We start from the raw sequence: 24,114 nt of genomic DNA on the forward strand, positions 1-24,114 counted from the left end.
CAGGGCCTCTTGGCCGACGCGACGGGCAACGTGCAGCTCTCCTTCACCGTGCCCCTGCTCTGCTACGCCTACATCGTCTTCTACGGCTTCCGCGGCTACCGCCCCCGGGAGGGCAGCCATAGGTTATAGGCGGACGGAGCCGCCCCGGGGCTGTTTTCCAGGAAATAGCCTCCAAACGCCTTCCCGGGCTGGGCCCCGGGAAGGCGTTTCTTTTTTACCCATCCAGAAGACAGGAATTCATTTGCTTTGGTTATCTTCATTCCTCCAGACCAGACCTGGTGTTCTAACAGGAAAGGAGCCATTTGCATGGAACCAGACGAAATACAGAAGTTTGACATTATTGAGGAACTGCTGGCGTTTCTGCCTTTGCAGGAGCGGATACTGGTGGAGCAACTGCGTCAGACTATTCTGGAGTGTTTGCCCCAATGCTCTGAAAAGCTCTCGTACAACGTGCCTTTTTACGTGGGGCACACTAGAATTTGCTTTATCTGGCCAGCCTCGGTGCCTTGGGGAAAGGTGAAGCCCAACGGAGTACAGCTAGGCTTTTGTAACGGAAACCTGCTGCAGGATGAAACCCAATACCTGGAAAGGGGCAACAGAAAGCAAGTGTTCACCAAAACCTTTTTCCATGTTAAAGAGCTTGATTTTGACCTGATCAGAGTTCTTCTGTATGAGGCTGGCGAGGTGGATGCCCGTTTGTTTGCCCAAAAGAAGGAGAAAGCTAAACTCAGAAACCATCTGAAAGCCTGAGGGGAAAAATTGACTAACCTGTTGCGCCTGGAAATGGTTTGTTCCCCTTTCTGGCTCAGATTTCATAAAACTGCTGAAAAATAAACCCACCTTCTCTTATCAACCTCACTTATGAACCGGGTAGACAGGCTTTTCGGGATATTGACCATGCTGCAGTCCAAGAAATATGTGACCGCAGAGAAGATTGCCGAGGCGTTTTCCATCAGCGTGAGGACCGTGTACCGCGACATCAAGGCGTTAGGGGAACAAGGCGTACCCGTTGGGTTTGAGCCGCACAAAGGCTATTTTGTGGTACAGGGTTATTTTCTGCCGCCAGTCTCGTTCACCTCTGAGGAAGCCAACGCCCTGCTCCTGATGGAAGCCTTGGTGTTTGGGTTCACAGATAAATCCATCCACACGCATTATGCCTCGGCGCTGAACAAAGTGAAAGCCGTGCTGCGCTCCACCCAGAAAGAACAACTTGATTTTCTGCACAACCATATAAAACTGCAGTTGCCGCCCTGCATCAACAATGACTATGAGTACCTGGCGCTCATTCAGCAGGCTATTTCCAATAAGTGCATTCTGGAGATAGGCTACAAAAACAACAAAGAGGAAGTGAGCAAACGGCGGGTAGAGCCCATCGGGCTGATTTTCTACGCGTTCAGCTGGCACCTGATTGGGTGGTGCCACCACCGGCAGGATTACCGCGATTTCAGGGTCTCCCGCATCCTCACCATCAAAAACACCGAGCTGCCGTTCCTCAAACCCGACCACATGCCGGTGGGCGAGTACATGAAGCAGTTGCCGGTGCCGTATTGATAAAGGTCTCGTTTGGGAACCTATTTTGAGGCTGTTTATAAGAAAACAGGCTTAAAGGAAAACGCCATTGTTGGTGTTAACACCATAACCGTCAGGTTAACAGAAGTCTGAGACAGTTTCCCCTTAGTACCACCTCGTTACAGTGTAACGAGGCTACATTTTAGTTATGCGTACGACGTTACACTGTAACGTCGTACGCATTGCCCTTTGCTTGACGGCTTTGGAGATATTACCAATAATCCTAACACCCGTTCTCCTTCAACTTGCTGGTGAACCCAAGTCCAAAAAATTATTTACACTTCCTGAAAGTAGACTGCCATAGGGCTGTCAGTGGAGCATGATTTCTTTGTGTCATCACTTAACCACTAACGCTATGTCAGAGATTCAAACCACCACCATCCTGGATTTGCTCGCCAAAGAAATGGAGCAGGAAGCCGTGACTACCCGCAAGATGCTGTCCCGCATCCCTAACGACAAATACGATTGGAGACCCCATGAAAAGAGCATGACCATCCGGCAGTTGGCCACGCACATTGCCGAGTTGCCGTCCTGGGTGGGCATGACCTTAACCACCAGCGAGCTGGATTTTGCCAACAATCCGTACCAACCCGAAGTAATCAATACCACCGATGAACTGCTGGACTACTTTGAGCGGATGCTGGAAGACGGCAGAAAGCACTTCGCCGAAGGCTCTGATGACCAGCTGGATGAGTCCTGGACGCTGAGAGAAGGCGATACCATTTACATGACCAGCTCCAAATACGAGGTGCTGCGTATGACCAATAGCCAGATCATCCATCACCGGGCGCAATTGGGCGTGTTCCTGCGCTTGCTCAACATTCCTATCCCCGGCAGCTACGGCCCCAGCGCCGATGAACCGCAGTTTTAAGCCTGTTTTCCGGTAAGTAGCCCAAAATCAAACAAGTTTTAGTCCCCTATAAAATGAAAGCGCCTGTTGAGCTTCAGCAGGCGCTTTCCTTTTGGGTTCAGCTCAGGTTACTGTCGGCTGTTTTTGAAGGTGTGGGCTGAGGAGAAGTTGACGATGGCGCTGGATGGGAAGGTCTTGGCGTTCTCCCGTTGAAAAGAAAAGCCCACCGGAAATACCGGTGGGCTTTTGTGAAAATGCGCTTCAGACTTTGGGCTTACTTTTAAGAAGAAAGCCCGAAAACAGGATTTACAATTTAGGCAGATCTTTCAGGTCAGATTTCTTGCCTTCCTTGATGCTTACGGCCACGCCGCCGCTGGAGGCCAGTTTCTGTTTCAGGATGCTTTTAGAGGTAACTACCACTTTCCGGATGGTGTAGCTCTGCGGTTTTTTGTCATAGCTGGCATCGGCCCCGTCGGCGTAGATGGTGGCGATGTACTGCTTGCCTTTGGGCAGAAACGAGAAATTGACAGTGGCAGTGCGCTGATTTTCATCGGTGATGCCGCCCACGTACCACTCGTCTTTGCCTTTCGCCTTGCGGGCGATGGTGATGTAATCGCCGGGCTCGGCTTCCAAAACATAGGTATCGTCCCAGTCAACGGCTACGTCTTTGATGAACTGGAAGGCATCGGGGAAGCGCAGGTAATTCTCGGGCAAATCGGCGGCCATCTGCAGCGGGCTGTACATGGTCACGTAGTAGGCCAGTTGTTTCACCAGGGTAGTGTTCACGCGTTGGTTGCTGCCGGTGCCGTAGTAAGAAAGATCGGTCTGGAAAATGCCGGGAGTGTAGTCCATGGGGCCACCCATGAGGCGGGTGAACGGCAGAATGGTGGTGTGCTCCGGGGCCAGGCCGCCCATGGCCTCAAACTCGGTACCGCGTGCCGATTCTTGCGCAAACCAGTTGGGGAAGGTGCGGTGCAGACCAGTCGGGCGAACGGCTTCGTGGCTGTTCACCATGATCTTGTAATCGGCGGCGCGACGGGCCACGTGAATGTAGTGGTTCACCATCCACTGGCCGTCATGGTGCTCGCCGCGCGGAATGATCTGCCCCACGTAGCCGGTTTTCACGGCGTTGTAGCCGTTGTCTACCATGAACTGGAAGGCACGGTCCAGGCGACGCTCATAGTTGGTGGCCGAGGCCGAGGTCTCGTGGTGCATGATGATCTTCACCTTTTTATTGGCCGCGTATTTGGCCAGGCCTTTCACGTCAAAGTCGGGGTAAGGCGTGGTGAAATCAAATACTTCTTCTTTCCAGTTGCCAATCCAGTCTTCCCAGCCAATGTTCCAGCCTTCTACCAGCACGGCGTCAAACCCGTGCTCGGCAGCAAAATCAATGTACTTTTTCACATTCTCCACGGTGGCACCGTGGCGGCCGCTGGGCTTAAAGGTGCTGAAATCATCGGTGAGGCGCACGTTGTTCTCTGAGCTGTAAGCCCAGGTGCTCTTGCCGGCCACAAAGTATTCCCACCAGACACCCACGTATTTCACCGGCTTAATCCAGGAAACGTCTTTGTACTGAGTGGGCTCGTTCAGGTTCAGGATCAGCTTGGAGGCCAGGATATTGGTGGCTTTGTCGCTCACCACCACGGTACGCCACGGACTCTGGGCATCGGTTTGCATATAGCCTTTGTTGCCCACGGCATCTGGCACCAGGTGCGATTTCATCTTGAAGGTTTTGGCGTCTACCTCCAGGTTCATGGCCGGGTAGTTGATGAGCGCCGCCTCGTGAATGTTGATGTACAACCCATCGGTGGACTTCATCATGCTGGGCGTCTGCACCGAGGGCGTGGGAATGGGCTGCTGCGCCGTGATCTGCACAGTGGCTTTCTTCTGCAGTTTGGGAATCTCGGATAGTTTGGACGTGGTGTACGGATACTCGTTGGTGTCATAGTCGCCGGGAATCCAGAAGATCTTGTGGTCGCCGGCCAGGTTGAACTCAGTATGCTCTTCCTTGATGACAAAGTATTTCAGGTTCTCCTGCTTGGGGAATTCGTAGCGGAAGCCCAGCCCGTCATTGAACAACCGGAACCGGATGCGTATGAAGCGGTTTTTCTGGTCTTTCTGGGTAAGGGTAACCAGCAGCTCGTTGTAGTTGTTCTGGATGGTTTTCTGCTCCCCGTAGATGGGTTCCCACACATCTTTAACCGATGACGTTTTGGTCTCAGAAACGAAAAAACCGTTCATAAACGAAGGGCTGCCGTTGTTCTCAATGCCCAGGTTGCTTGGTTTAATGACCGGTTTGTTTTTGTAGGTGAGCTGGTAGGAGGGCGTGCCGTTCGCCTTCAGTTCAAACTTGAGGGTGAAGTTTTTGTCTGGGGAAGTAAGCGTCTGGGCCTGCAAAAGCGGAATCAAGACCCAGGTAAAAAGAAACAGCAACAGTTTGCGCATAGGGGTAGTTGGGTAAAAAGTGGTGAAGCGTTTCTGGCCGGTTTTCTGAAAACTGACGCAAAAACGGGAGTCATGCATTTGCTGGGGGCCTGTCTTTGAAAATAAAACAGGTGCAGCAAAAGCATATCGCAAGTTAAAACCTCTTTTGTGAATTGCCTGCTTATTTGCCGTTGCCTTTGGCCGGATTTGATTTCAAAGTACGGATTCTGTTTCAAGCACATTGGTGCTGCCCTTCGTTTCTAAACCTTACTCCGTAAGTATGAAAAAGGCGTTTTAAGGCTCTTTTTGTAAAAGAAGCCCTAAAACGCCTTTTGGTGCTATAGTAAGAGAATTACTCTTACGATCTGAAATACCAGCCTTCGCTCTCAACCCAAGTGCTCTTCCACAAACTGCCGGCTGAACGCTTTAATCTGGTCGCGCACTTGGTGGAACTGGCCGGTGATCTCTTCCTCAGAGCCGGTGGCTTTGGCCGGATCTGGGAAGTTGTGGTGCAGGCGCACGGCGTTGGTGGGGAAGAAGGGGCAGTTTTCCTGGGCGTGGTCGCAGACGGTGATCACGTAGGCAAACGGAATCTGGCGGTACTCATCCACGTGGTTGGAGGTGTGGGTTGAAATATCAATTCCGTCGGCGGCCATGGCGGCTACAGCCCTGGGGTTCACGCCGTGGGTTTCAATGCCGGCGCTGTAGATGGTGGCTTTTCCGTTGGCGAAGTGGCGCAAATACCCTTCGGCGAGTTGGCTGCGGCAGGAGTTGCCGGTGCAGAGCACAAGTACGTTTTTCATCTGTTTTTCAGAAAAGAGGCGCAAAACCAGGATTAGCAGCAGCCTTCGCCCGGTGTGCAGATGTTGCCCTGGATAGAGGTTAAGTCAATCAACTGCAGTTTTGGCTTCTCTGCGGCCGGAGCGGGGGCGCAGCATTCCTCGCCCGAGGCCGTGGTGCCGCAGCTTCCGCCGCGTTCTATGGCTTTGCACTGGGTGGCATCTGGGGTGAGCTGTACCACCAGGTTTCCGTTGGTCACGGAGAACGAAGCCGGGTACATCTGGCGGGTATCGAACTGAGCGTTCCCGAACTCAATCTTCACAATGCCCAGCGGGTGCAGGGGCAACACTTTCTCCACCACGTCAATGATGGAAAGCGCCTTGGCCGCCGACATAGCCTGGGCGTTTTCGTTTTGCGCGGGCTCCCACAATTGGACAATGACCTCGGTCCAGCAGTTCATCTGGCCGCCGCAGTCCACTGATACGATGGGCGCCTGCTTGATCTCGGTGATGTGGTAAGACGCGTCCACCCATTGGTTCTGGGCATATTGGAACTGAAGCGTAAGCTCGGGATTCTTCTGCAACTCGGCTTTGAAGGCCTGCCAGTTGAGCAATTCAGCTGTATTCATATGATTGTAAGGTTACGATGAAGGGAAGCAAGTTTTTCAGCAGCAGTTGTCCTGGCAAGCCACAGGAGTGGAGAACAGGTTCATGAAGATATCCCGTACCTCTTCCCATTTCTGCGGGTCAATGCAGTAGCACACACTGGTGCCCTCTACGGTGCCCTTGATCAGGCCCACGGCTTTCAGTTCTTTCAGGTGCTGAGACACCGTGGCCTGGGCCAGAGGCAATTCTCCCACCAGATCGCCGCAGATGCAGTTCTGTTTCTTCAGGAGATGCTGCAGAATGGCAATGCGGGCCGGGTGGGCCAGCGCCTTGGCATAGGCCGCCACCTGGTTCTGGTCACTGGTGAAATGCTGCGTTTTGGTACTTCCCATAAGGCTTAAAACTATTCTATCGTAAAATTACGATGAAGCAGCTTCTTGTCCAAATAAGGACTTGAGGCCTGTTCCGGGCACGCCCATATTTAGCCTGATTTTCTGAAAAGAAGCCAGAAAGAGTTTGGGCAGAAGTTCTGTGGAAGTACAAGGGTGGTTGTGCAGGAGGCAGCTTCTGGGAGAGAGTTGATTTTCTGCCATCATAAACTGCCTTAAAAAGAAACAGATAGCCCAATCACCCGCAGAACGCGTGCCCGACTATCTGTTTTCATTCTCTTACAATCTAAGCAGCTATACGCAGCTTGGGGTTTCGGGTTATCTGTGGCAGGTTTTTAAGCTAGAAACAAGGGGAGAAATTGCTGTTCAGGCCAATGCAGCAGCCTCGCTTCCTTTCAGAAGAAAAAGAGTCTTGCTAATTTCATATTACCTTAGTATAATGCATGTGGTAAATGCTATTATTGGACTTTGGCGCTACTAACACCTGTGTTTTAATGGAAAATTTTATGGTCCGCCCCTTCTCGTTTGTCTCTGGGTTTAGTACTTCTCCAAAATCAGGACAAGCGTGAGAGGAGTAGGTCTTTTCTCGCTGATTATGGGGTTGGTTTGCTTTCTGTTGGAGTTTAGTTACGGGAACAGGGTTTTACTGCCCTTTGCTTATGTATTAACCTTCGGGGGCCTTTTCATGATGATCAGGCAGTCAATCAGGAAAAGGTAAAAGGCTCCATTCAGCAGCTTTCGCTCCGCAATCCTGCTGCTGTTATTCTCTTCCTCCGCGTCATTCTAAACGCAAAGGTTTCCTTCAACCGCACCGGAAACCTGAAATTCTGGACAAACCCATTCGGTCAAACTCCTGTACTTATTCTGGTCATGTACCTGTGATTGGCGCGGAGCCGGAAATTGTCACGGGAGAACCCAGCTTCGCTTTAGAGTTCCCTCAGACAACTTGCCGGGCCGTGGCAATGGGTTGTTCCTTCCTGAAATAATTCCAGAGGTTGGTAAGCGGTAGCTCAAAGAATTTCCAGGAGAGCCAGGACGCCGTGAGGAGAAGAATCAGGTTAACAGACAAATAAAGGAACTGGTAGTCAGAAATTAATTGGTGAACCGGAATGTCTGGGTACAGGCTTTTCAGGACTCTTCGGCTGAAGTGAAAGAGGGTGAGGTGATAAAGATAGATTCCGTAACTCATTTTGCCTACCAGGAGCAAGCCTCGGTTTAGGAAAACGGAGGAGAGCCCGCTTTTCGCCTCATTTCCTTCTGAGATGAAGTAGGCAATCAGCCAGGCTACCAGCAAAGAAACCAGGGTCCGGTGGTGGATGAATGGGAGGTTGACACCCAGATACGGCACTATGATAAGCAGGATGCTCAAGACACCTGCAAGCCGAAGAGCCTTGTAGAACCACGGAAAGTATGATTTCTTCTCTATAATTACCCACGCCAGAAGGGCCCCTATGCCCAGCGCATCAAAACAGGTATGGGGAAGCATCCAAAGGTACTCTTCGTCTGGCGTGATATTCTGGCAAACGATTCCAGTAAAAATAAACAAGACTATGGTAGGGACTAAAAACTTTTTCGGGATGAACACGATGAGCACGGGCCAGATAAGATAAAACTGCTGCTCCACTGACATGGACCACAAATGACCCAGGTACCCCCAGTACTTTTGGGAATACATATCAAAGTTGGCGGTAAAGGTTAAGAAAGGGCCGTAATGCGGAACAGCCTTAGGGAGTAGTACAAAGGTGAGCAGGAGGGTAAGGAAATAAGCCGGAAAAATGCGGAGAGACCTTTTTAGAAAGAAATCAGCGAAGATGGCTTTCCTGCTGGTGTTCTGCGCTTCGGTTTTCTTTCTGCCTTTCAACAGAATCATGGTAATCAGGAAACCGCTGATGGTAAAGAAGACGTCTGGGGCCGAGATGACTTTTGAGAACGTTTGAAGCGGACTGCCTACCGGTAGCCAGTGGTTACAAAGGACAAAGAAAATGGCAATAGCCCGCAAAGCGTCAAGTTGCTTAATGTACCCCATCCTGTTTTTTTCTAATTGACAGTGGTATGATTTCACAAAGAGGCAGCAAATGAGTTGCCTGTTCTGCTATGTTTTTCTCCTAAAAGATTACCTGGCTCCACAAATTGGGTCCCAGAAACAAGCTTGCTTAACTAGTTTAATTCCTGAATTGTTAAAAGGCCTCTGGTAGTTAAGTTATTGAATTTGATTTGATTGTCCAAAAAAAGGAAATAGCAGATGAGGGTTGTGCAGGTAACCAACGGACTTTGAGAATAGGAATAGAGGTGCCACTAAGGAAGTGCAAGTCCAATAATTACCGTTTAGGAACAAAGTCTCGGGAATAGATTGTCTCGGGCCAGCAGGAGGCCAAGTGCATTGCCCTGCTCAAGGGGGCGGTGAAGATGTATGGAGAGATTCCAGCAGGAGAACAAGTAGGGCGCGGAATAACTGTGGGAACCAAGGGCTCCATCCGGGAGATTGTCACCCTCTGCGGCATCTCGCCCAACACGGTGATGAAGATAAAGCGGACGCACAGTACAGAAAGCGCAAGCCTGTAATTGAGTTTAAGGCTCAACCAGGCTCAAAGCGTTTCCAAATGAAAACATACCTCAACTACCAACACCCGTTACTTTTCCAGAAACTTAAAGCCTATCTTTACAGGAAACTTAACTTTGTTATTCATCAAGCCCATTCATAAAGGTATATAGCCGAGCGCTGTATAATGGAAAGAGAGTAGTTGAATGCGGAAAAATCTAACCTGCCATCTGTTCACCCCTTTTAAGCAGTTATTGCTGCTCTGGCTGACTGTATTCTCATTTCTCGGTATCCCCCTGCACGCCCAGACCCAAACAGGCATTGTCAAACTGCATGATGCGAAGAATCTCTCCAGCGGTTCTGTGACCAGTGTGGCGCAGGACCAGGATGGCTTTATCTGGATAGGCACCAAAAACGGCTTGAGCCGCTATGACGGCAATTCGTTCAGGCTATATAACCACAGCAACGGGAAACTAGGGGCAGATGACGTGTCTTCTGTGTTTGTTGATTCGCGGGGCAGAGTTTGGGCGGGTACCATAGAGGGTTTGCAGCTCCTGAACAAAAGGACGGATAGGTTTACCTCTTTCAGGCACCAGGAAAGAAACCTAAACAGCATCTCCTCAGATGAAATCACCACCGTTTTTGAAGACTCAGACAAACAGATTTGGGTTGGAACCGAACGCGGCCTTAACAGATTCCTTGAAAAGGACAGCTCCTTCGTCCGGTACCAGACCAGTGCTGGCTTAAGCCACAACAGCATAAAGGCTATTCATGAAGATCCGGCCAAAAACCTGTGGGTTGGGACCTTTGGCGGCGGGTTAAATAAGTTGGAGAGGAAAAGCGGCCGTTTTGTAAAATCCAGCCCCAAAACGGCGAACGGCAACTCCCTTTCCGCAGATTTTATCAACGTCATCAGCTCGCTTTCCGGAACCGAATTGTTGCTGGGAACCTCCGGCGATGGCCTCTTGGTGTACAATACCCGTTCAGGATCCCTCTATCCGTTTTTCCGGCAGGATACCCGCTGGTCAGCTATTTCCATTGTGCGTTCCATCTTCAAAGAAAAGGATGGAACCATCTGGGTGGGTACAGACGGCAGCGGTTTGCTTAAAATATCAGATAGCCACAACGGCTTGCCTAAAGTAGAGCAATTCTCTAAAAGTACCTCTGTTCAGAACTCGCTCTCCAGCAACGCCATTTACTCCGTTTTCGCTGACCGGCAAGGCAACGTGTGGGTAGGAACCGCCTGGAACGGGATCAACGTCCTGAAGCGGGAAGATGATGCCGTGCAGTTTTTCTACAGTGATTTCAAAGGCCTCAATCCAACCCCTGTTCTCTCTATTTACAAAGAGCAAGGCAAACTATGGCTGGGCACAGATGGTAATGGTCTGAATATATTCAACCAGCAATCCGCACAGGTGACCCTGCTTCCCAAAAACAAGATGGGGGGAGATTATGTGCAGCTGATCAGAAAACGTAAAGCCGGCGGATACTTCATCGGTACCTTCTCAGATGGGCTTATACTGGCGAATGAAAAGGCGGATTCCTTTCAGAGGCTAAGGCACCAGGTGAGTGACCCCACCTCTCTCCCTTACAACGATGTCAGGGATATAGTGGAGGAAGAAAACGGGAATTTCTGGGTAGCCACCTGGGGCGGAGGGTTGAGTTATTTTGACAAAGCCACCGGTACGTTCAATACCTACCGGAAAGAGCCCAATAACTCCTTTTCCCTGAGCAGCGATAACGTCACCACTCTGGCGGAGGATGGCAAAGGTAATCTCTGGGTGGGCACCTACGGCGGAGGCCTGAATTTCTTTGACATCAGCACCAAAAGGTTTTTCCCTGTCAAAAGTCAGCAGGAAGATCGCGTGCCGCTGCGTGCCATGAACATCGTAAGCATGCTGAAAGACTCCCGCGGGTACCTCTGGATAGGCACCTGGGGCCAGGGCTTGAACCGTTTTGACCCTAAAAACCAGAAAATGGTGCGTTTTCATAAACTGGATGGGATCAGTGAAAAAACGGTCACCGCCCTGGTGGAAGATGAGGCCGGAAATATCTGGCTGAGTACCAAGAACGGCATTTTAAAATACGAGTACCGCACCGGAGCCTTTCAGCGGATAGGCTCTCTCAAGGGAAGTTACCACATCAACTCGGTGTTCAAAGCCGAAGGGCGCCTATATTTTGGCGGGAACGAAGGGGTAGTCTCCTTTGATCCCCGGAAAATGAGCGGTGCACAGGAAGAGCCCAACGTAAAGTTCACGGGCCTGAAGCTCTTCAACAAAGACGTACAGGTGGGCGACAAAGACCAGATCCTGGACAAGAACATTCTGGATGAGGATTACATTGAACTGAAGCATAACCACTCCCTCATCACGTTTGAATTCACCGCCCTTGACTTCCCGTTCGCCAATTATGAATACGCCATCCAGTTGGAGAACTTTGACCAGGACTGGCGCGAGATAGGTTCCCAGAGGGAGGCCACCTTCACCAACCTGGCCCCGGGCAGCTACACGTTCAAAGTGAAGGCCCGAGTGCCGGGTGCCAGTTGGGGAGAAAAATACGCCCAGATCCAGGTGTTGGTACACAAGCCTTTCTGGAAAACCTGGTGGGCGTTCTTGTTTTACTTTGTGGTGTTCAGCGTGTTGCTTTACCTCTTCTACCGCTACACCATCCACCTGGAAAAGCTGAAGAACAACCTGCACCTGGAGAAAATCAACCGGGAAAAGGAGCAGGAACTCAACAATCTCAAGCTGCAATTCTTTACCGATGTTTCCCATGAGATCAGGACGCCGGTTACGCTTATCATGGGCAGCATCAACCGGATCACGGAAGCGGGGGAAAACGGCAAACCGCAGGAAGCAGTACAGGAACTGAAGAAAAACAGCTCCCACCTGCTGCAACTGGTGAACGAGTTGCTGGACTTCCGGAAAATCGATGCCGCGGGCATCAAGCTGAAAGCCTCAGAAAGTGATTTCGTGACCTTCGTGCAGGAGATTTATCTCTCTTTCAGCACGCTGGCCCAGAACCGGCACATAGACTACCAATTCCATAGCTCCCAGGAACAGATAGACCTGTGGTTTGACAAAGAACAAATGGAGAAGGTGGTGTACAACCTGCTCTCCAATGCCTTCAAGTTCACCGATGCCGGCGGAACCATCAAAGTGGAGGTGGTGCAGAACGAGCACAACGTGATCCTGACGGTGGAGGACACCGGGAAAGGAATCTCGGAGACCAAGTTCCGAAAAATCTTCAAGCGCTTTTACCAGACAGATACCGGTAGTTCCGCCGCAAAAGACGGCTTCGGGATCGGGCTTTCCATTGTCAAGCGCATCGTGAAGCTCCACATGGGGAAAATCTTCGTGGAAAGTGAACCCGGAAAGGGCAGCAAATTCTCCGTGAAACTGATGCGTGGCGAAAGTCACCTCTCCCCGTTGCAGAAAGTAGAGAACCTGGAAGAAACAGAGCATCTGGAGCAGTACCTGGTAACCGGCGCCCAGACGAAAGAAGTGCAGATCCCCACCGAGGAGTTCAAAGGAGCCACGGTACTGGTGGTGGAAGACAATGCCGATATCAGGAATTACCTATTGGGGCTACTGGCGCCTTCGTTCCAGGTGCTGGGAGCCAGCAACGGGGTAGAAGGGTTCGATTTAGCCATCAGCCAAACCCCTGATCTGATCATCAGTGACATCATGATGCCTGAGAAAGACGGCATCACCCTTACCCGTGAACTGAAGAAAGACCTGCGTACCAGCCATATCCCGGTGATTTTGCTTACGGCCAGAACTTCCTTTATCTACCGCAAAGAAGGGCTGGAAACCGGCGCCGACGACTTCATCACCAAACCCTTCAGCGAGACGCTCCTGAAAACCCGGGTCGTGAACCTGCTCCGGGGCAGGCAGGCGTTGCGGGAGAAATTTCAGCTGGAAGTCCTGGCCGAGCCCAAAAACCTGCCGGTCAATTCGCCGGATCAGGCGTTCATGGCAGAGCTTACCGCCATTCTGGACGCCAACCTGGACAATGAGGAGTTAGGGGCCGAGTTTATCTCCAGGCAGATCGGCATCAGTCACTCGGTGGTGTACAAGAAGATCAAGTCTCTCACGGGGCTGTCTTTGGTGGAGTTTGTGCGGGACTACCGCCTGAAACGCGCCGCCCAGCTGCTCAAAGACTATGAACTGCCCGTAACCGATGTCTGCTACAAAGTAGGCTTCTCTGACCGGCGGTATTTCAGCCAGATGTTCAAGAAGAAATTCGGGGTATCGCCTTCGGCCTACGGCAAAGATCCAGTCGCTAAACCTGTAGCGGAGGACACCGAAAGTTAAAAGCACCTAAGCTTCCTTTTGCCTTTCTTGCCGTGCCTTGCAGGGGAGAAAGGTCTCTGCCTTTTCAGGGTCATTTCCAGAAAACAGGCCTAAAACAGGAACTTCCTCCTTTGGGGTGAAGCTAAATTCCATCTTTCTTTTCGCCTCTTCAAACGCATGCCGCAGCCCTAGGCCCGTGAGAATATCTGCTATCCGCTGCTGGAACAGAAAGAAAACTGCCGCAGGTCGGCGCGTTCCTTCTATTCTGAAATCCCCTTTAAACACAAATCTGGTGTTCCCGTTTCCTGGCTGATTTCTGAAATCCAGCCCGGAAATGAAAGGGCGTTTGCCTAATTCTTACGCTCTTCTGGATTACCCACTTGTCTTTTGCCAAAGAGACAAACTATATCCATCCTGATTGCCTAATCAATAACCGCTAAGGGGCACGCTCTGCCATAAACGGTTTTTCCAGGGAGATTTCATTGCCATTTTATTGCCGGAAATGAATTTGACACCCCTCTTCAACGGAATTATCCCCCCTGCTTCCGCTGCTCAGCGGGTAATTTTATGAAAATTTCAACGGATGGGAAGACTGATTTTTAAAAGGCATGTGGTGGGAGTTCTGCTGATCTGTATGGTATTGGTTTTTTTATATCTCCTATGAACAGCTTACCCGGAAGCAGAGATCCTTCTGAGCGAAAATCTACCCAGGGTTTATGTGCTTCCACCTTAATAATCTAATGCATCACCTCACACATCTTAACCTATAGCTATTATATGATACAACTCGCTCGTAAAAGCATTTTTCCAGATGCCACTTCTTTTAAGAAGCGGCTAGCCTGGAAGAGCCGCTTCTTGCTGTTCTTTATTTTACTGACTACTGCTGGTGCCGGTATCAACCCGGCTATCGCCCAGCAACTAACGGTGACGGGTACGGTTACCAGTTCTACCGGAGAGCCCCTGACCGGGGCGACAGTGCTCTTAAAAGGGACCAGCACGGCCGCGGCCACTGATATAAATGGTAAGTTCACTCTGAATGTGCCTGATCGGAACGGGGTGCTGGTAGCATCCTATATTGGGTTTGTTCCCAAAGAGGTGCCTATCAATGGACAAAGTACCCTGAACATTGCCTTGGGGGAAGATGCCAAAGCCCTGGAGGAAGTAGTGGTGGTGGGGTACGGTACGCAGCGTAAAAGCGACCTGACCGGATCTGTCACATCGGTTTCCTCAGAGGAATTCAACCGGGGGCAGAACACCACGCCAGAGCAACTGATCCAGGGCAAAGTAGCCGGGGTGCAGATCACGTCTAACGGCGGCGCTCCCGGGGCCGGAAGCCAGATCAGAATCAGGGGAGGTTCCTCTCTGAACGCCAACAACAATCCTTTGATCGTGATTGACGGGGTTCCATTGGACAACACGGGCGTGGCCGGTACTGCCAACCCTTTGAGCATGATCAACCCAAATGACATTGAAACTTTCAACGTCCTGAAAGATGCCTCTGCCACCGCTATTTACGGTTCCAGAGCTTCCAACGGGGTCATCATCATCACCACTAAGAAAGGGCAGTCCGGGAAAATGCGGGTGAATTTCAGCACCCTGGCCACGGTCTCAGAAGTGAACAAAACGCTGGAATTGCTTTCCGCCGATCAGTACCGCGAAGTGGTGAACCAATACGCGCCGGCTGGCAACAAAGCTCTGTTAGGAAACGCCAATACCAACTGGCAGGACCTGATTTACCGTACCGCTCTCTCCACCGACAATAACCTGAGCTTAAGCGGCACTTACAAAAATCTGCCTTATCGCGTGTCTTTGGGGTACCTGGACCAAAATGGAATCCTGAAAACTTCCAACATGAAACGCTCCTCGGCTGCGTTGACCTTGAACCCCACGTTCTTGGACGATCATCTGAAGGTGAACATGAACGTGCGGGGTATCTTCACCAAGAGCAACTTTGCTGATGAAGGTGCCATTGGGGCAGCCGTTAACATGGACCCCACCCAGCCGGTATATGCCAACAATAACCTGGGAGGTTACTTTGAGTGGGTAGATGCCAACGGCAATCCCATCTCCCTGGCGCCTCGCAATCCCTTGAGCATGTTAGAGCAACGGACCGCCCGCGGGGAGGCCAGAAGAAGCATCGGGAACCTGCAACTGGACTATAAGTTCCACTTCCTGCCAGAGCTGCGCGCCAACCTGAACGTGGGTTATGATATTTCCAACGGTGAGGGCTACACCCGCCTGCCTACTACGCTGGCTTCTGTGTACGCCCGTGGAGGAAGCAACACCCAATACGAGCAGTCCAAGACCAATAAGCTGCTGGATTTCTACCTGAACTACACCAAAGACCTGGAAAACATCAAAAGCAGGGTAGATTTCACGGCCGGATATTCTTACCAGGACTTCCTCCGCGAGGAGCCTTCGTTCCCGGAGTATAGTGCCGAAGGAACAGTTTTGACGCCCGCCGCGCTAAACCCCTTCAAAACACAGAACACACTGGTGTCTTTCTTCGGGAGATTGAACTACGCCCTCCTGGACCGTTACCTGTTTACGGCTACCATCAGGAGAGACGGGTCCTCCCGCTTCAGCCCCGAAAACCGTTGGGGAACGTTCCCGGCCCTGGCGTTTGCCTGGAGAATCATTGAGGAACCCTTCCTGAAAGACGTTACCGCCCTCACAGATCTGAAACTGCGCGTGGGGTATGGCGTGACCGGACAGCAGGAGATTGGCGAGGATTACCCTTACCTGGCACGCTATGTGGTGGGTGACAACACCGTGGGGTACCAGTTCGGGAACCAGTTTTACAACACCTGGCGTCCGGCAGGATTTGACCCCAACATCAAATGGGAGGAAACCACCACGTACAACGCCGGTATTGACTTTGGCCTATGGAACAACAGAATTACCGGTACCATAGACTACTACCACAAAAAGACCAAAGACCTGTTGGCCACCATTCCACCCGCGGCGGGAACCAACCTCACCAATACCCTTTACACCAACGTGGGGAGCCTGGAGAACAAAGGCCTGGAGTTTGGGGTGAACGTGAAAGCCATCACCAAACCTGATTTTACCTGGGATTTCAGCTTCAACGCTACTTTCAACCGCAATGAAATCACCAACCTGAGCAAGACGCAAGACACCGCCTCTGTTGGGCAACCAGTAGGTGGCGTGGCTGGTGGTACGGGCAACACGGTGCAGATTCACACGGTAGGGTACCCTACTTTCTCTTATTACCTGTTCAAGCAGGTGTATGACGAGAACGGCAGACCTATGGAAGGGTTCTATGTGGACCTGAACAATGACGGCGTGATCAATGAGAAAGACTTGTACCGCTACAAGTCACCGGCTCCCCTGACTTCTCTGGGCTTCAGTTCACAAGTGGCTTATAAGAAACTAAGCATGTCTTTCACCATGCGGGCCAACCTGGGCAACTACGTTTTTAACAACACCAGAGCTAATGCTGTGTCCAACAACGTAACCTGGGCCGGTTATCTGCTGAACATCCCAAGCAGCTACCTGGAAACCCGTTTCACGGGCGTGGATGACAGAAGACTTCGGTCCGATCTGTGGGTGGAGAATGCCTCCTTCCTGCGCCTTGACAACATCAACCTGAGCTATGACTTTGGCCGGGTAATGAAGGAGCGGGTAGGTCTGCGCCTGTCGGCCAGCGCCCAGAACGTGTTCACCATCACCAAATACAGCGGTTTGGACCCTGAAGTGGCCAGCGGGATTGACAACAACTTCTATCCGCGCCCTCGCATGTATTCCCTGGGTCTGAACCTTGAGTTTTAATCCGCAGTCAAAAAGAGATTTCAAAGATGAGATATATAAATAAAGTATTCGCAGCCGGACTGTTGGCCTTTGCCATGGGTTCCTGCACAGGTGATCTGGACCGTGAGCCGTTCTATGATGCCACCACTGAGACCGTTTACCGTGATTTCAACAACTACAAAGGAGTACTGGCCCGGGTGTATGCCGGGTATGCCGTCACCGGGCAAAGCACGGTAGACCGCCCGGACATAGGCGGGTTTGACGTTGGAGAATCGGCTTACCTGCGGGCCTACTGGCAATTGCAGGAATTAACCACCGATGAGGCGGTGATCTCCTGGAGCAATGCCGGTTTGCCAGACCTGCATGAAATGGATTGGGCTTCTACCAACAACTACACCCGTCTCATGTATGACCGGCTGTTCTTCCAGATAGCGGTGGCTAATGAGTTCATTCGGGAGACCTCAGACGAGAAACTCAGCAGCCGCGGGATCACGGGCGCTAACCTGCAGCAGGCGCAACTCTTCAGAGCCGAGGCCCGTTTCCTGCGCGCCCTTACCTACTGGCATGCGTTGGATCTGTATGGCAACGTACCGTTTGTGACGGAAGAGAGCGGGGTGGGTTCCTACTTCCCGGAGCAGATCAGCCGGGCAGATTTGTTTAACTATGTGGAGTCTGAACTGTTAGCGGTGGAGCCATTGTTGGTGAATGCCCGCCAGAATGAATATGGCCGTGCCGATAAAGCTGCCGCCTGGACCCTGCTCACCAAACTGTACCTGAATGCCGAAGTGTACACCGGCACCCCAAAATACACCGAGGCCATTACTTACGCGAAAAAAGTAATAGATGCCGGGTATGCCCTGGAGCCGGAGTATGAGCACCTGTTCCTGGCCGACAACCACTCTTCCGGTGAAATCATTTTCCCAATTGTCTTTGACGGAACCCGGATTCAGTCCTGGGGCGGGATGAGCTTTATCATGCTTTCTTCCATTGGCGGCACAATGAACTCAGCGGATTTTGGGTTCAAGGTAAGTGGCTGGGGCGGCCTACGCGCCACCAAGAACCTTGTGGAGCTTTTCCCTGACCTGACCGGGAACACCGATGAAAGAGCCATGTTCCACACCAGTGACCAGAACCTGGAGATCAACACCATCTCTTCCTTCCAGGACGGGTATCCTATCACTAAATTCAAAAACGTCACCAAATCCGGTCAACCAGGTTCTGACCCCAGCGGAACCTTCGCCGACACGGATTTCCCCATGTTCCGCCTGGCGGATGTGTACCTGATGTATGCCGAAGCGGTTCTGCGTGGCGGTTCCGGCGGTGACATGGCTACCGCGCTGCAGTACGTGAACCAGTTGCGCCAGAGAGCTTTCAACGGTACTACGGGTAACATTGGCGCGGCGCAGCTGAACCTGGACTTCATCTTGAATGAACGTGGTCGGGAGTTGAACTGGGAAGCCCACCGCCGCACCGATTTAATCAGATACGGCAGGTTTACCAGCGGTACCTATGTATGGCCTTGGAAAGGCGGCGTGCCTCAGGGTACCGGGGTAGAGAGCTTCAGAGCCTTGTTTCCAATTCCGGCTTCGGACCTGATTTCCAACCCTAACCTGAAGCAGAATACCGGTTATTAATCAAAAGGAGGCTGAGCGTACCAAAAGCTCAGCCTTCCCATCCCACCAATAAATATAGAAGACATATGAAAATTTGGGCTAATAAACTTATTCTGCTTTGCCTGGCCTCCCTGGTGCTTTTCGCCTGTGAGAAAGACGAAGAGCAAGCCGTCTACCAGTTAGGCGATGCCCCCGTGCTGAATGCGACGGCCACCACTCTGGTGCTGGAAGAAGCCAAGGCCAACGAGACTGCCGTGACGTTCAACTGGGCGGCTGCTGACTACGGGGTTCGGTCGGCCATTTCTTACACCCTGGAGTTTGCCAAGCAAGGCGACAACTTTGCCGATGCCGTACCAGTAGCCACCGGAAATGCGAAAACCCGCGCCTTCACCGTTGCAGAACTAAATGCGCTGGCGCTGCAAGTGGGGGTAGAGGCCTATTCCCCTGAGGCAATAGACGTACGGGTGAGAGCCAATGTGGCCCCTTCGGTGCCCGCGGTGTATTCCAATGTGACCACCGTGACAGCCACCGCTTACCTAAGTGAGCCACCGTATCCTACGCTCTACATTGTGGGCCCTGCTTCTGAACATGACTGGGACGGCGCCAAAGGCATGCCTATGTTCAGAGACGAGACCGATCCATTTGTGTACACCTACACCGGCTACCTGGAGCAAGGCGATATGTTTGTTCTGGGCTACCCTAACCAGTGGGGACCTATGTGGGGAACCAATGCCCAAGGTACCCTCAGCTTCAGACCGAAAGACACTGACCCGGAACCATGGAAAATCTGGGTGCCCGCTACCGGTTATTACACGTTCACCATGAACCTGAAAAACCTGAACTTTACGCTTAATGAGTATGCTGCTACAGGTAAACCTACCTACGCGTCCGTAGGTATTACCGGAAGCTTCAACAGCTGGGCAATAGTGCCAATGGCCAAGTCTACCTTCAACCCGCACCACTGGACCCTGGACTTTACCTTGCCCGCTGACTCAGAGTTGAAACTGGCTACCCCAGGTTGGGGCACGCAGTGGGGAGCTACCGGTAACTGGAGCAGCCTGTACGGTAAATTAGGGCTGGGAGCAGGTGGCAACCTGTGGATTTTGGCCGGAGACTACCGCCTCCTGTTCAATGACCTGACCGGGCAGTATGTCCTGATTGAGCGGTAATCCATTTTTGATACAGATTTGGTATTCCTGTTTTCGGCACGTTTTCCTAAAACAGGCTGGAAACAGGAATACCTTTTCTCCCATTGGACCAAGGCCTACTTAATGAAAGCTTTCCCGTCAAATAAAACCGTATGCTAAAGAAACTCTTGAAAACAGGATTGCCCAAGCTCGCCTTGGCCGTGGCAATATCCTTTGCCGTGGGACTAACTGCTTGCTCAGACGAAGATACCCCCACGCCGGACCAGCCCGAAACCTCCACTCCGGATTTCTATTTCGGGGCCGATTTATCGTACGTGAACCAAATCCTAGACCACGGTGGAGTGTACAAAGACAAAGGGCAGGTGCAGAGCCCGTACAAGATTTTCAAAGACCGAGGCGCCAACCTCATCCGGTTCCGGCTGTGGCACAATCCTACCTGGACCCAGGAAGTGTATGGCTCGGCGGGTACCCAGCAGTACAACAATTACGCAGACGTGGAGAAAGGCATTAGGCTGGCCAAGCAGCAAGGCATGTCGGTGTTGCTGGACTTCCATTACTCAGACACCTGGACCGATCCCGGGCAGCAGAACATTCCGGCTGCCTGGTTGCAAATCAAAGACATCGCGGTGCTGAGAGACTCGGTGTACAACTACACCAGAAAGGTGTTGACCAACCTCAACAGCCAGGGCCTGATGCCCGAACTGGTGCAGGTAGGCAATGAGACCAACGGCGGTATGCTGTACACCTCGGCTCCCGCCGGTTTTCCGGCCGCCAGCATTGACAACATTTCCCGGCTAGCCGATGTGCTCAACGGCGGAATTAAAGCGGTACGGGACGTGGCGGCTACCTCCAGCGTGAAAACCAAAATCCTACTGCACGTGGCAGACCCCAGGAATGTGGACTATTGGTTTAACCGGGTGATGAACGTGGGGCAGGTCACGGATTTTGACATGATCGGCTTCTCGTATTATCCGCTCTGGCACCCCACAGTAAAACTTCCGGAAATCTCCAACAACGTAGCCGCCTGGAAAAGCAAGTTCAGAAAAGATGTGATGGTACTGGAGACAGCCTATCCCTGGACCACCCAATGGAACGATAACTACAACAACCAATTTGGCGGGGAACCTCCGCTTCAGGGCTATCCCTACACCCCCCAAGGACAACTGGATTTCATGAAAGCCCTCACCCAGGAGGTGAAAGACGGCGGCGGAATAGGAGTAGCGTACTGGGAACCAGCCTGGATCACCTCCAACCTAAAAGACCTGTGGGGAACCGGCTCTTCCTGGGAAAACGCCACATTTTTTGACTTCAACGGAAATGCCCTCATCACCATGGATTACATGACGGCCACTTACCAATAAGCTGGCTGTGTATTGTCAAGGCCAACACAAGAGTGGGTGTGCCTCAATAAGGTTCAACCATAAAATAAACATGAAAATAGTGACAAAGACCACCGCATCAATTTTTCTGTACCTCTTCCTGATAACCGCCTTCTGCGATTGCAGTGTCCTGAAGGTAGGCACTAAAAACAGAGGGTTTGCCAAAGGTGCCGATATCGGTTGGTTGCAGCAGATGGAAGCCACCGGGTACAAGTTTTACGGGGACAATGGCAAGGAGCAGGACTGTTTCAAAATCCTGAAGGACCATGGCATCAATACCATCCGCCTGCGGACCTGGGTGAACCCCTCTGATGATCGGGCCAGCGGCCATAACAGCAAAGCCGAGACCGTGGCGATGGCGGTGCGGGCGCAGAAATGGGGCATGCGGGTCATGATCAACTTCCACTACAGTGACAGTTGGGCCGATCCCGGAAAGCAAAAGAAGCCCGCCGCTTGGGAAGGCCATGATTTTCCGCAACTGCTGAAAGATGTGTATGACTACACCTATGACGTGATGAGCGACCTGAAGAAAGCCGGGGTAACCCCTGAATGGGTGCAGGTGGGCAACGAAACGCCGGGAGGGATGATCTACCCCGAGGGGAGTGTCTCCAACTGGCCGCAACTGGCTCAGCTTATCAACCAAGGGTATGACGCCATCAAATCCGTAAGTCCCAGTTCCAAGGTGATCCTCCACGTAGACCAAGGCAACAACAATGAGCGGTTCAGGACCTGGTTTGATAACGCGAAGCAGCACGGGGCCAAATACGACGTGATTGGGCTTTCCTACTATCCCTACTGGCTGGAGGGAAACCCGGATTATACCCTTTCCATCGATGACCTGGGGAATAACCTGAACGATATGGCTGCCCGGTACGGCAAAGAGGTGATGGTGGTAGAGGTTGGCGGCGAAGATACCAAACCCCAGAACACCTATGACATGCTGGTGGCTGTCCAGCAGAAAGTGAAAGCGGTACCTAACGGAAAAGGGCTGGGCGTCATCTACTGGGAGCCCCAAGGGGCCAGGAGCTGGAGCAAGTACCCCCTTAGCGCTTGGGGAGACGATGGCAGGCCCACCAAGGCGTTGGATGCTTTTTTGGTGAAATAGCTTCTGCGTACCAATCAACAGGTGATGGATGCCGTCACCTGTTCTAATATTTATTTTGCTTACCTATTAGAAAGAGATGATAAACAGGTTTTTAGTTGCCTTGCTCCTCCTTTTTTCCACCCTGTCCTGGGCCCAAGTGCGGGTGGTGACGGAGCTGGGGGAGGGCTGGCGTTTCCGGAAGGGGAAGCATGACCAGGCCTACCGCACGGACTTCAACGACAAGGGCTGGGAGCGGGTGACGGTTCCGCACGACTGGGCCATCTACGGCCCTTTTGACAAAGAAATTGACAAGCAGGTGGTCGCCATTGAGCAGAACGGCGAGAAAGTACCCTCTGAGAAAACCGGCCGGACGGGCGCCTTGCCCTACATCGGGGAGGCCTGGTACCGCCACGAGTTCACGCTGCCCCACTACCGGAAGGGGCAGAGGGTACTCCTGGTTTTTGAAGGGGCCATGAGCGAGCCGAAGGTGTATCTGAACGGGCGGAAGGTGGGGGAGTGGGCCTACGGCTACAGCTACTTCCACTTCGACGTCACGGACCAGATCCAGGAGGGGAAAAAGAACCTGCTGGCTGTGCAGCTGAGCAACCGGGGGGAGTCCTCGCGCTGGTACCCGGGGGCCGGTCTGTACCGCAAGGTGCAGGTGATCGTGAAGAACCCCGAGAGCGTCGAGCAGTGGGGCACCTTCGTGACCACCCCCTTCATCTCCAGGGACCTGGCCAAGGTGAACGTGAAGACCAAAGTGTCGGGCAGCAACCTGCGCCTGGTCACCCAGGTCAGGGACGCCCAGGGCAACACCGTGGCCACCGACAGCACCGCGAAGGTATTCGGGCAGGAGTTCGAGCAGAACATCGCGGTCAGTAACCCGCAGCTCTGGAGCCCCGAGACGCCGTACCTCTACACCGCGGTGACCCGGCTCTACGCGGGCAACGTGCTCAAAGACGAGGTGTCCACCCGCTTCGGCATCCGGGAGATCAGCTACAAGCCCAACGTGGGCTTCAGCCTGAACGGCAAGGTGCGCAAGTTCAAGGGCGTGTGCCTGCACCATGACCTAGGGCCCCTGGGCGCGGCGGTGAACAAGGCCGCCCTGCGCCGGCAGCTGCAGATTTTGAAAGACATGGGCTGCGACGCCATCCGGAGCTCCCACAACATGCCGTCCATGGAGCAGCTGGAATTAGCGGATGAGATGGGCTTTATGTTCCTGGCCGAGAGCTTCGACGAGTGGGCCAAGCCGAAGGTGAGGAACGGCTACAACCGCTTCTTCGGGGAGTATGCCGAGAAAGACATCGTGAACCTGGTGCGCGCCACCCGCAACCACCCCTCCATCGTGATGTGGAGCTCGGGCAACGAGGTGCCCGACCAGTGGGGCGCCGAGGGCGTGAAGCGGGCCAAGTGGCTGCAGGAGATCTTCCACCGCGAGGACCCTACCCGCCCGGTGACGGTGGGCATGGACCAGGTGAAAGCCACCATGGCCTCAGGCTTTGGGGCTCTTTTAGACATTCCGGGCCTAAACTACCGGGTACACCTCTACGAGGAAGCCTACAAGACCTTCCCCCAAGGTTTCATCCTGGGCTCGGAGACCGCCTCCACCGTGAGCTCCCGCGGCATCTACAAGTTCCCCGTGGAGAAGGCCATTGAGAAGCAGTACCC

Annotated in this window: 16 protein-coding genes; 10 read left to right on the top strand and 6 right to left on the bottom strand. The window is 52.5% G+C overall.

The genetic code is table 11. The annotated features are described in order from the left end of the window. Nucleotides 1-306: 306 nt before the first annotated feature. The 3 genes from JT719_RS24055 (at nucleotide 307) to JT719_RS24065 (ending at nucleotide 2,440) form a co-directional block, all read left to right on the top strand. Nucleotides 307-750 carry a DUF1801 domain-containing protein gene (locus tag JT719_RS24055; protein WP_207436340.1) on the top strand — a complete coding sequence of 148 codons (444 nt, stop codon included), beginning with the start codon at nucleotides 307-309 and terminating at the stop codon, nucleotides 748-750. Nucleotides 751-861: 111 nt separating this feature from the next. Beyond that, the gene (locus JT719_RS24060) at nucleotides 862-1,551 is read left to right on the top strand and encodes a helix-turn-helix transcriptional regulator (RefSeq protein ID WP_207436341.1); all 690 of its coding nucleotides are present in this window, start codon (nucleotides 862-864) and stop codon (nucleotides 1,549-1,551) included. 373 nt (nucleotides 1,552-1,924) lie between these two features. Then, nucleotides 1,925-2,440, top strand: coding sequence for a DinB family protein (locus JT719_RS24065; RefSeq protein WP_207436342.1), 516 nt, complete (start codon nucleotides 1,925-1,927; stop codon nucleotides 2,438-2,440). 285 nt (nucleotides 2,441-2,725) lie between these two features. Here the strand turns inward: JT719_RS24065 and JT719_RS24070 are convergent, their stop codons facing one another. From JT719_RS24070 to JT719_RS24090, 5 genes are all read right to left on the bottom strand, one after another. Then, on the bottom strand, nucleotides 2,726-4,864 hold the full coding sequence (locus JT719_RS24070) for a glycoside hydrolase family 97 protein (protein WP_207436366.1): 2,139 nt from the start codon (nucleotides 4,862-4,864) through the stop codon (nucleotides 2,726-2,728). Between the two features lie 365 nt (nucleotides 4,865-5,229). Then, nucleotides 5,230-5,646 (bottom strand): arsenate reductase ArsC, encoded by a 417-nt coding sequence (locus JT719_RS24075; protein ID WP_207436344.1) that lies wholly within the window; start codon nucleotides 5,644-5,646, stop codon nucleotides 5,230-5,232. Between the two features lie 32 nt (nucleotides 5,647-5,678). Continuing rightward, on the bottom strand, nucleotides 5,679-6,251 hold the full coding sequence (locus tag JT719_RS24080; RefSeq protein ID WP_207436346.1) for a DUF6428 family protein: 573 nt from the start codon (nucleotides 6,249-6,251) through the stop codon (nucleotides 5,679-5,681). A gap of 36 nt (nucleotides 6,252-6,287) precedes the next feature. Next, nucleotides 6,288-6,620, bottom strand: coding sequence for an ArsR/SmtB family transcription factor (locus JT719_RS24085; RefSeq protein ID WP_207436348.1), 333 nt, complete (start codon nucleotides 6,618-6,620; stop codon nucleotides 6,288-6,290). A 934-nt stretch (nucleotides 6,621-7,554) separates the two neighbouring features. Next, nucleotides 7,555-8,643 (bottom strand): acyltransferase family protein, encoded by a 1,089-nt coding sequence (locus tag JT719_RS24090; RefSeq protein WP_207436351.1) that lies wholly within the window; start codon nucleotides 8,641-8,643, stop codon nucleotides 7,555-7,557. Nucleotides 8,644-9,362: 719 nt separating this feature from the next. Here JT719_RS24090 and JT719_RS24095 point away from each other — a divergent pair. Continuing rightward, entirely contained in the window at nucleotides 9,363-13,472 is a 4,110-nt protein-coding gene (locus JT719_RS24095; protein ID WP_207436353.1) for a hybrid sensor histidine kinase/response regulator transcription factor, read from the top strand. 6 nt (nucleotides 13,473-13,478) lie between these two features. Here JT719_RS24095 and JT719_RS24100 read toward each other — a convergent pair whose 3' ends face one another. Further along, nucleotides 13,479-13,736 (bottom strand): hypothetical protein, encoded by a 258-nt coding sequence (locus JT719_RS24100; RefSeq protein ID WP_207436355.1) that lies wholly within the window; start codon nucleotides 13,734-13,736, stop codon nucleotides 13,479-13,481. A gap of 492 nt (nucleotides 13,737-14,228) precedes the next feature. Between JT719_RS24100 and JT719_RS24105 the strand changes: the two genes are divergently transcribed. The 6 genes from JT719_RS24105 to JT719_RS24130 all read left to right on the top strand — a co-directional run. After that, entirely contained in the window at nucleotides 14,229-17,243 is a 3,015-nt protein-coding gene (locus JT719_RS24105; protein WP_207436356.1) for a SusC/RagA family TonB-linked outer membrane protein, read from the top strand. A gap of 26 nt (nucleotides 17,244-17,269) precedes the next feature. Then, complete coding sequence (locus JT719_RS24110; protein ID WP_207436358.1) at nucleotides 17,270-18,856, top strand: RagB/SusD family nutrient uptake outer membrane protein; 1,587 nt, start codon at nucleotides 17,270-17,272, stop codon at nucleotides 18,854-18,856. A gap of 65 nt (nucleotides 18,857-18,921) precedes the next feature. Further along, nucleotides 18,922-20,004 carry a SusE domain-containing protein gene (locus tag JT719_RS24115; RefSeq protein WP_207436361.1) on the top strand — a complete coding sequence of 361 codons (1,083 nt, stop codon included), beginning with the start codon at nucleotides 18,922-18,924 and terminating at the stop codon, nucleotides 20,002-20,004. Between the two features lie 131 nt (nucleotides 20,005-20,135). Next, nucleotides 20,136-21,344, top strand: a complete 1,209-nt coding sequence (locus tag JT719_RS24120; protein WP_207436363.1) for a glycoside hydrolase family 53 protein — start codon at nucleotides 20,136-20,138, stop codon at nucleotides 21,342-21,344. A gap of 70 nt (nucleotides 21,345-21,414) precedes the next feature. Continuing rightward, a complete protein-coding gene (locus tag JT719_RS24125) occupies nucleotides 21,415-22,467 on the top strand; it encodes a glycoside hydrolase family 53 protein (RefSeq protein WP_207436365.1) in 1,053 nt (350 codons plus the stop codon). 100 nt (nucleotides 22,468-22,567) lie between these two features. After that, on the top strand, nucleotides 22,568-24,114 hold a 1,547-nt coding region (locus JT719_RS24130), incomplete at its 3' end, for a glycoside hydrolase family 2 TIM barrel-domain containing protein (protein WP_278251899.1).

The organism is Sabulibacter ruber, assembly GCF_017355955.1.
In the GTDB taxonomy this organism is placed as follows: domain Bacteria; phylum Bacteroidota; class Bacteroidia; order Cytophagales; family Hymenobacteraceae; genus Nibribacter; species Nibribacter ruber_A.

What these genes read in the sequence shown, in the direction of transcription:
- JT719_RS24070 (WP_207436366.1), bottom strand. Translation starts at nt 4,864, where the DNA reads ATGCGCAAACTGTTGCTGTTTCTTTTTACCTGGGTCTTGATTCCGCTT.
- JT719_RS24075 (WP_207436344.1), bottom strand. Translation starts at nt 5,646, where the DNA reads ATGAAAAACGTACTTGTGCTCTGCACCGGCAACTCCTGCCGCAGCCAA.
- JT719_RS24085 (WP_207436348.1), bottom strand. Translation starts at nt 6,620, where the DNA reads ATGGGAAGTACCAAAACGCAGCATTTCACCAGTGACCAGAACCAGGTG.
- JT719_RS24065 (WP_207436342.1), top strand. Translation starts at nt 1,925, where the DNA reads ATGTCAGAGATTCAAACCACCACCATCCTGGATTTGCTCGCCAAAGAA.
- JT719_RS24115 (WP_207436361.1), top strand. Translation starts at nt 18,922, where the DNA reads ATGAAAATTTGGGCTAATAAACTTATTCTGCTTTGCCTGGCCTCCCTG.
- JT719_RS24125 (WP_207436365.1), top strand. Translation starts at nt 21,415, where the DNA reads ATGAAAATAGTGACAAAGACCACCGCATCAATTTTTCTGTACCTCTTC.
- JT719_RS24120 (WP_207436363.1), top strand. Translation starts at nt 20,136, where the DNA reads ATGCTAAAGAAACTCTTGAAAACAGGATTGCCCAAGCTCGCCTTGGCC.
- JT719_RS24110 (WP_207436358.1), top strand. Translation starts at nt 17,270, where the DNA reads ATGAGATATATAAATAAAGTATTCGCAGCCGGACTGTTGGCCTTTGCC.
- JT719_RS24055 (WP_207436340.1), top strand. Translation starts at nt 307, where the DNA reads ATGGAACCAGACGAAATACAGAAGTTTGACATTATTGAGGAACTGCTG.
- JT719_RS24080 (WP_207436346.1), bottom strand. Translation starts at nt 6,251, where the DNA reads ATGAATACAGCTGAATTGCTCAACTGGCAGGCCTTCAAAGCCGAGTTG.
- JT719_RS24060 (WP_207436341.1), top strand. Translation starts at nt 862, where the DNA reads ATGAACCGGGTAGACAGGCTTTTCGGGATATTGACCATGCTGCAGTCC.
- JT719_RS24095 (WP_207436353.1), top strand. Translation starts at nt 9,363, where the DNA reads ATGCGGAAAAATCTAACCTGCCATCTGTTCACCCCTTTTAAGCAGTTA.
- JT719_RS24105 (WP_207436356.1), top strand. Translation starts at nt 14,229, where the DNA reads ATGATACAACTCGCTCGTAAAAGCATTTTTCCAGATGCCACTTCTTTT.
- JT719_RS24090 (WP_207436351.1), bottom strand. Translation starts at nt 8,643, where the DNA reads ATGGGGTACATTAAGCAACTTGACGCTTTGCGGGCTATTGCCATTTTC.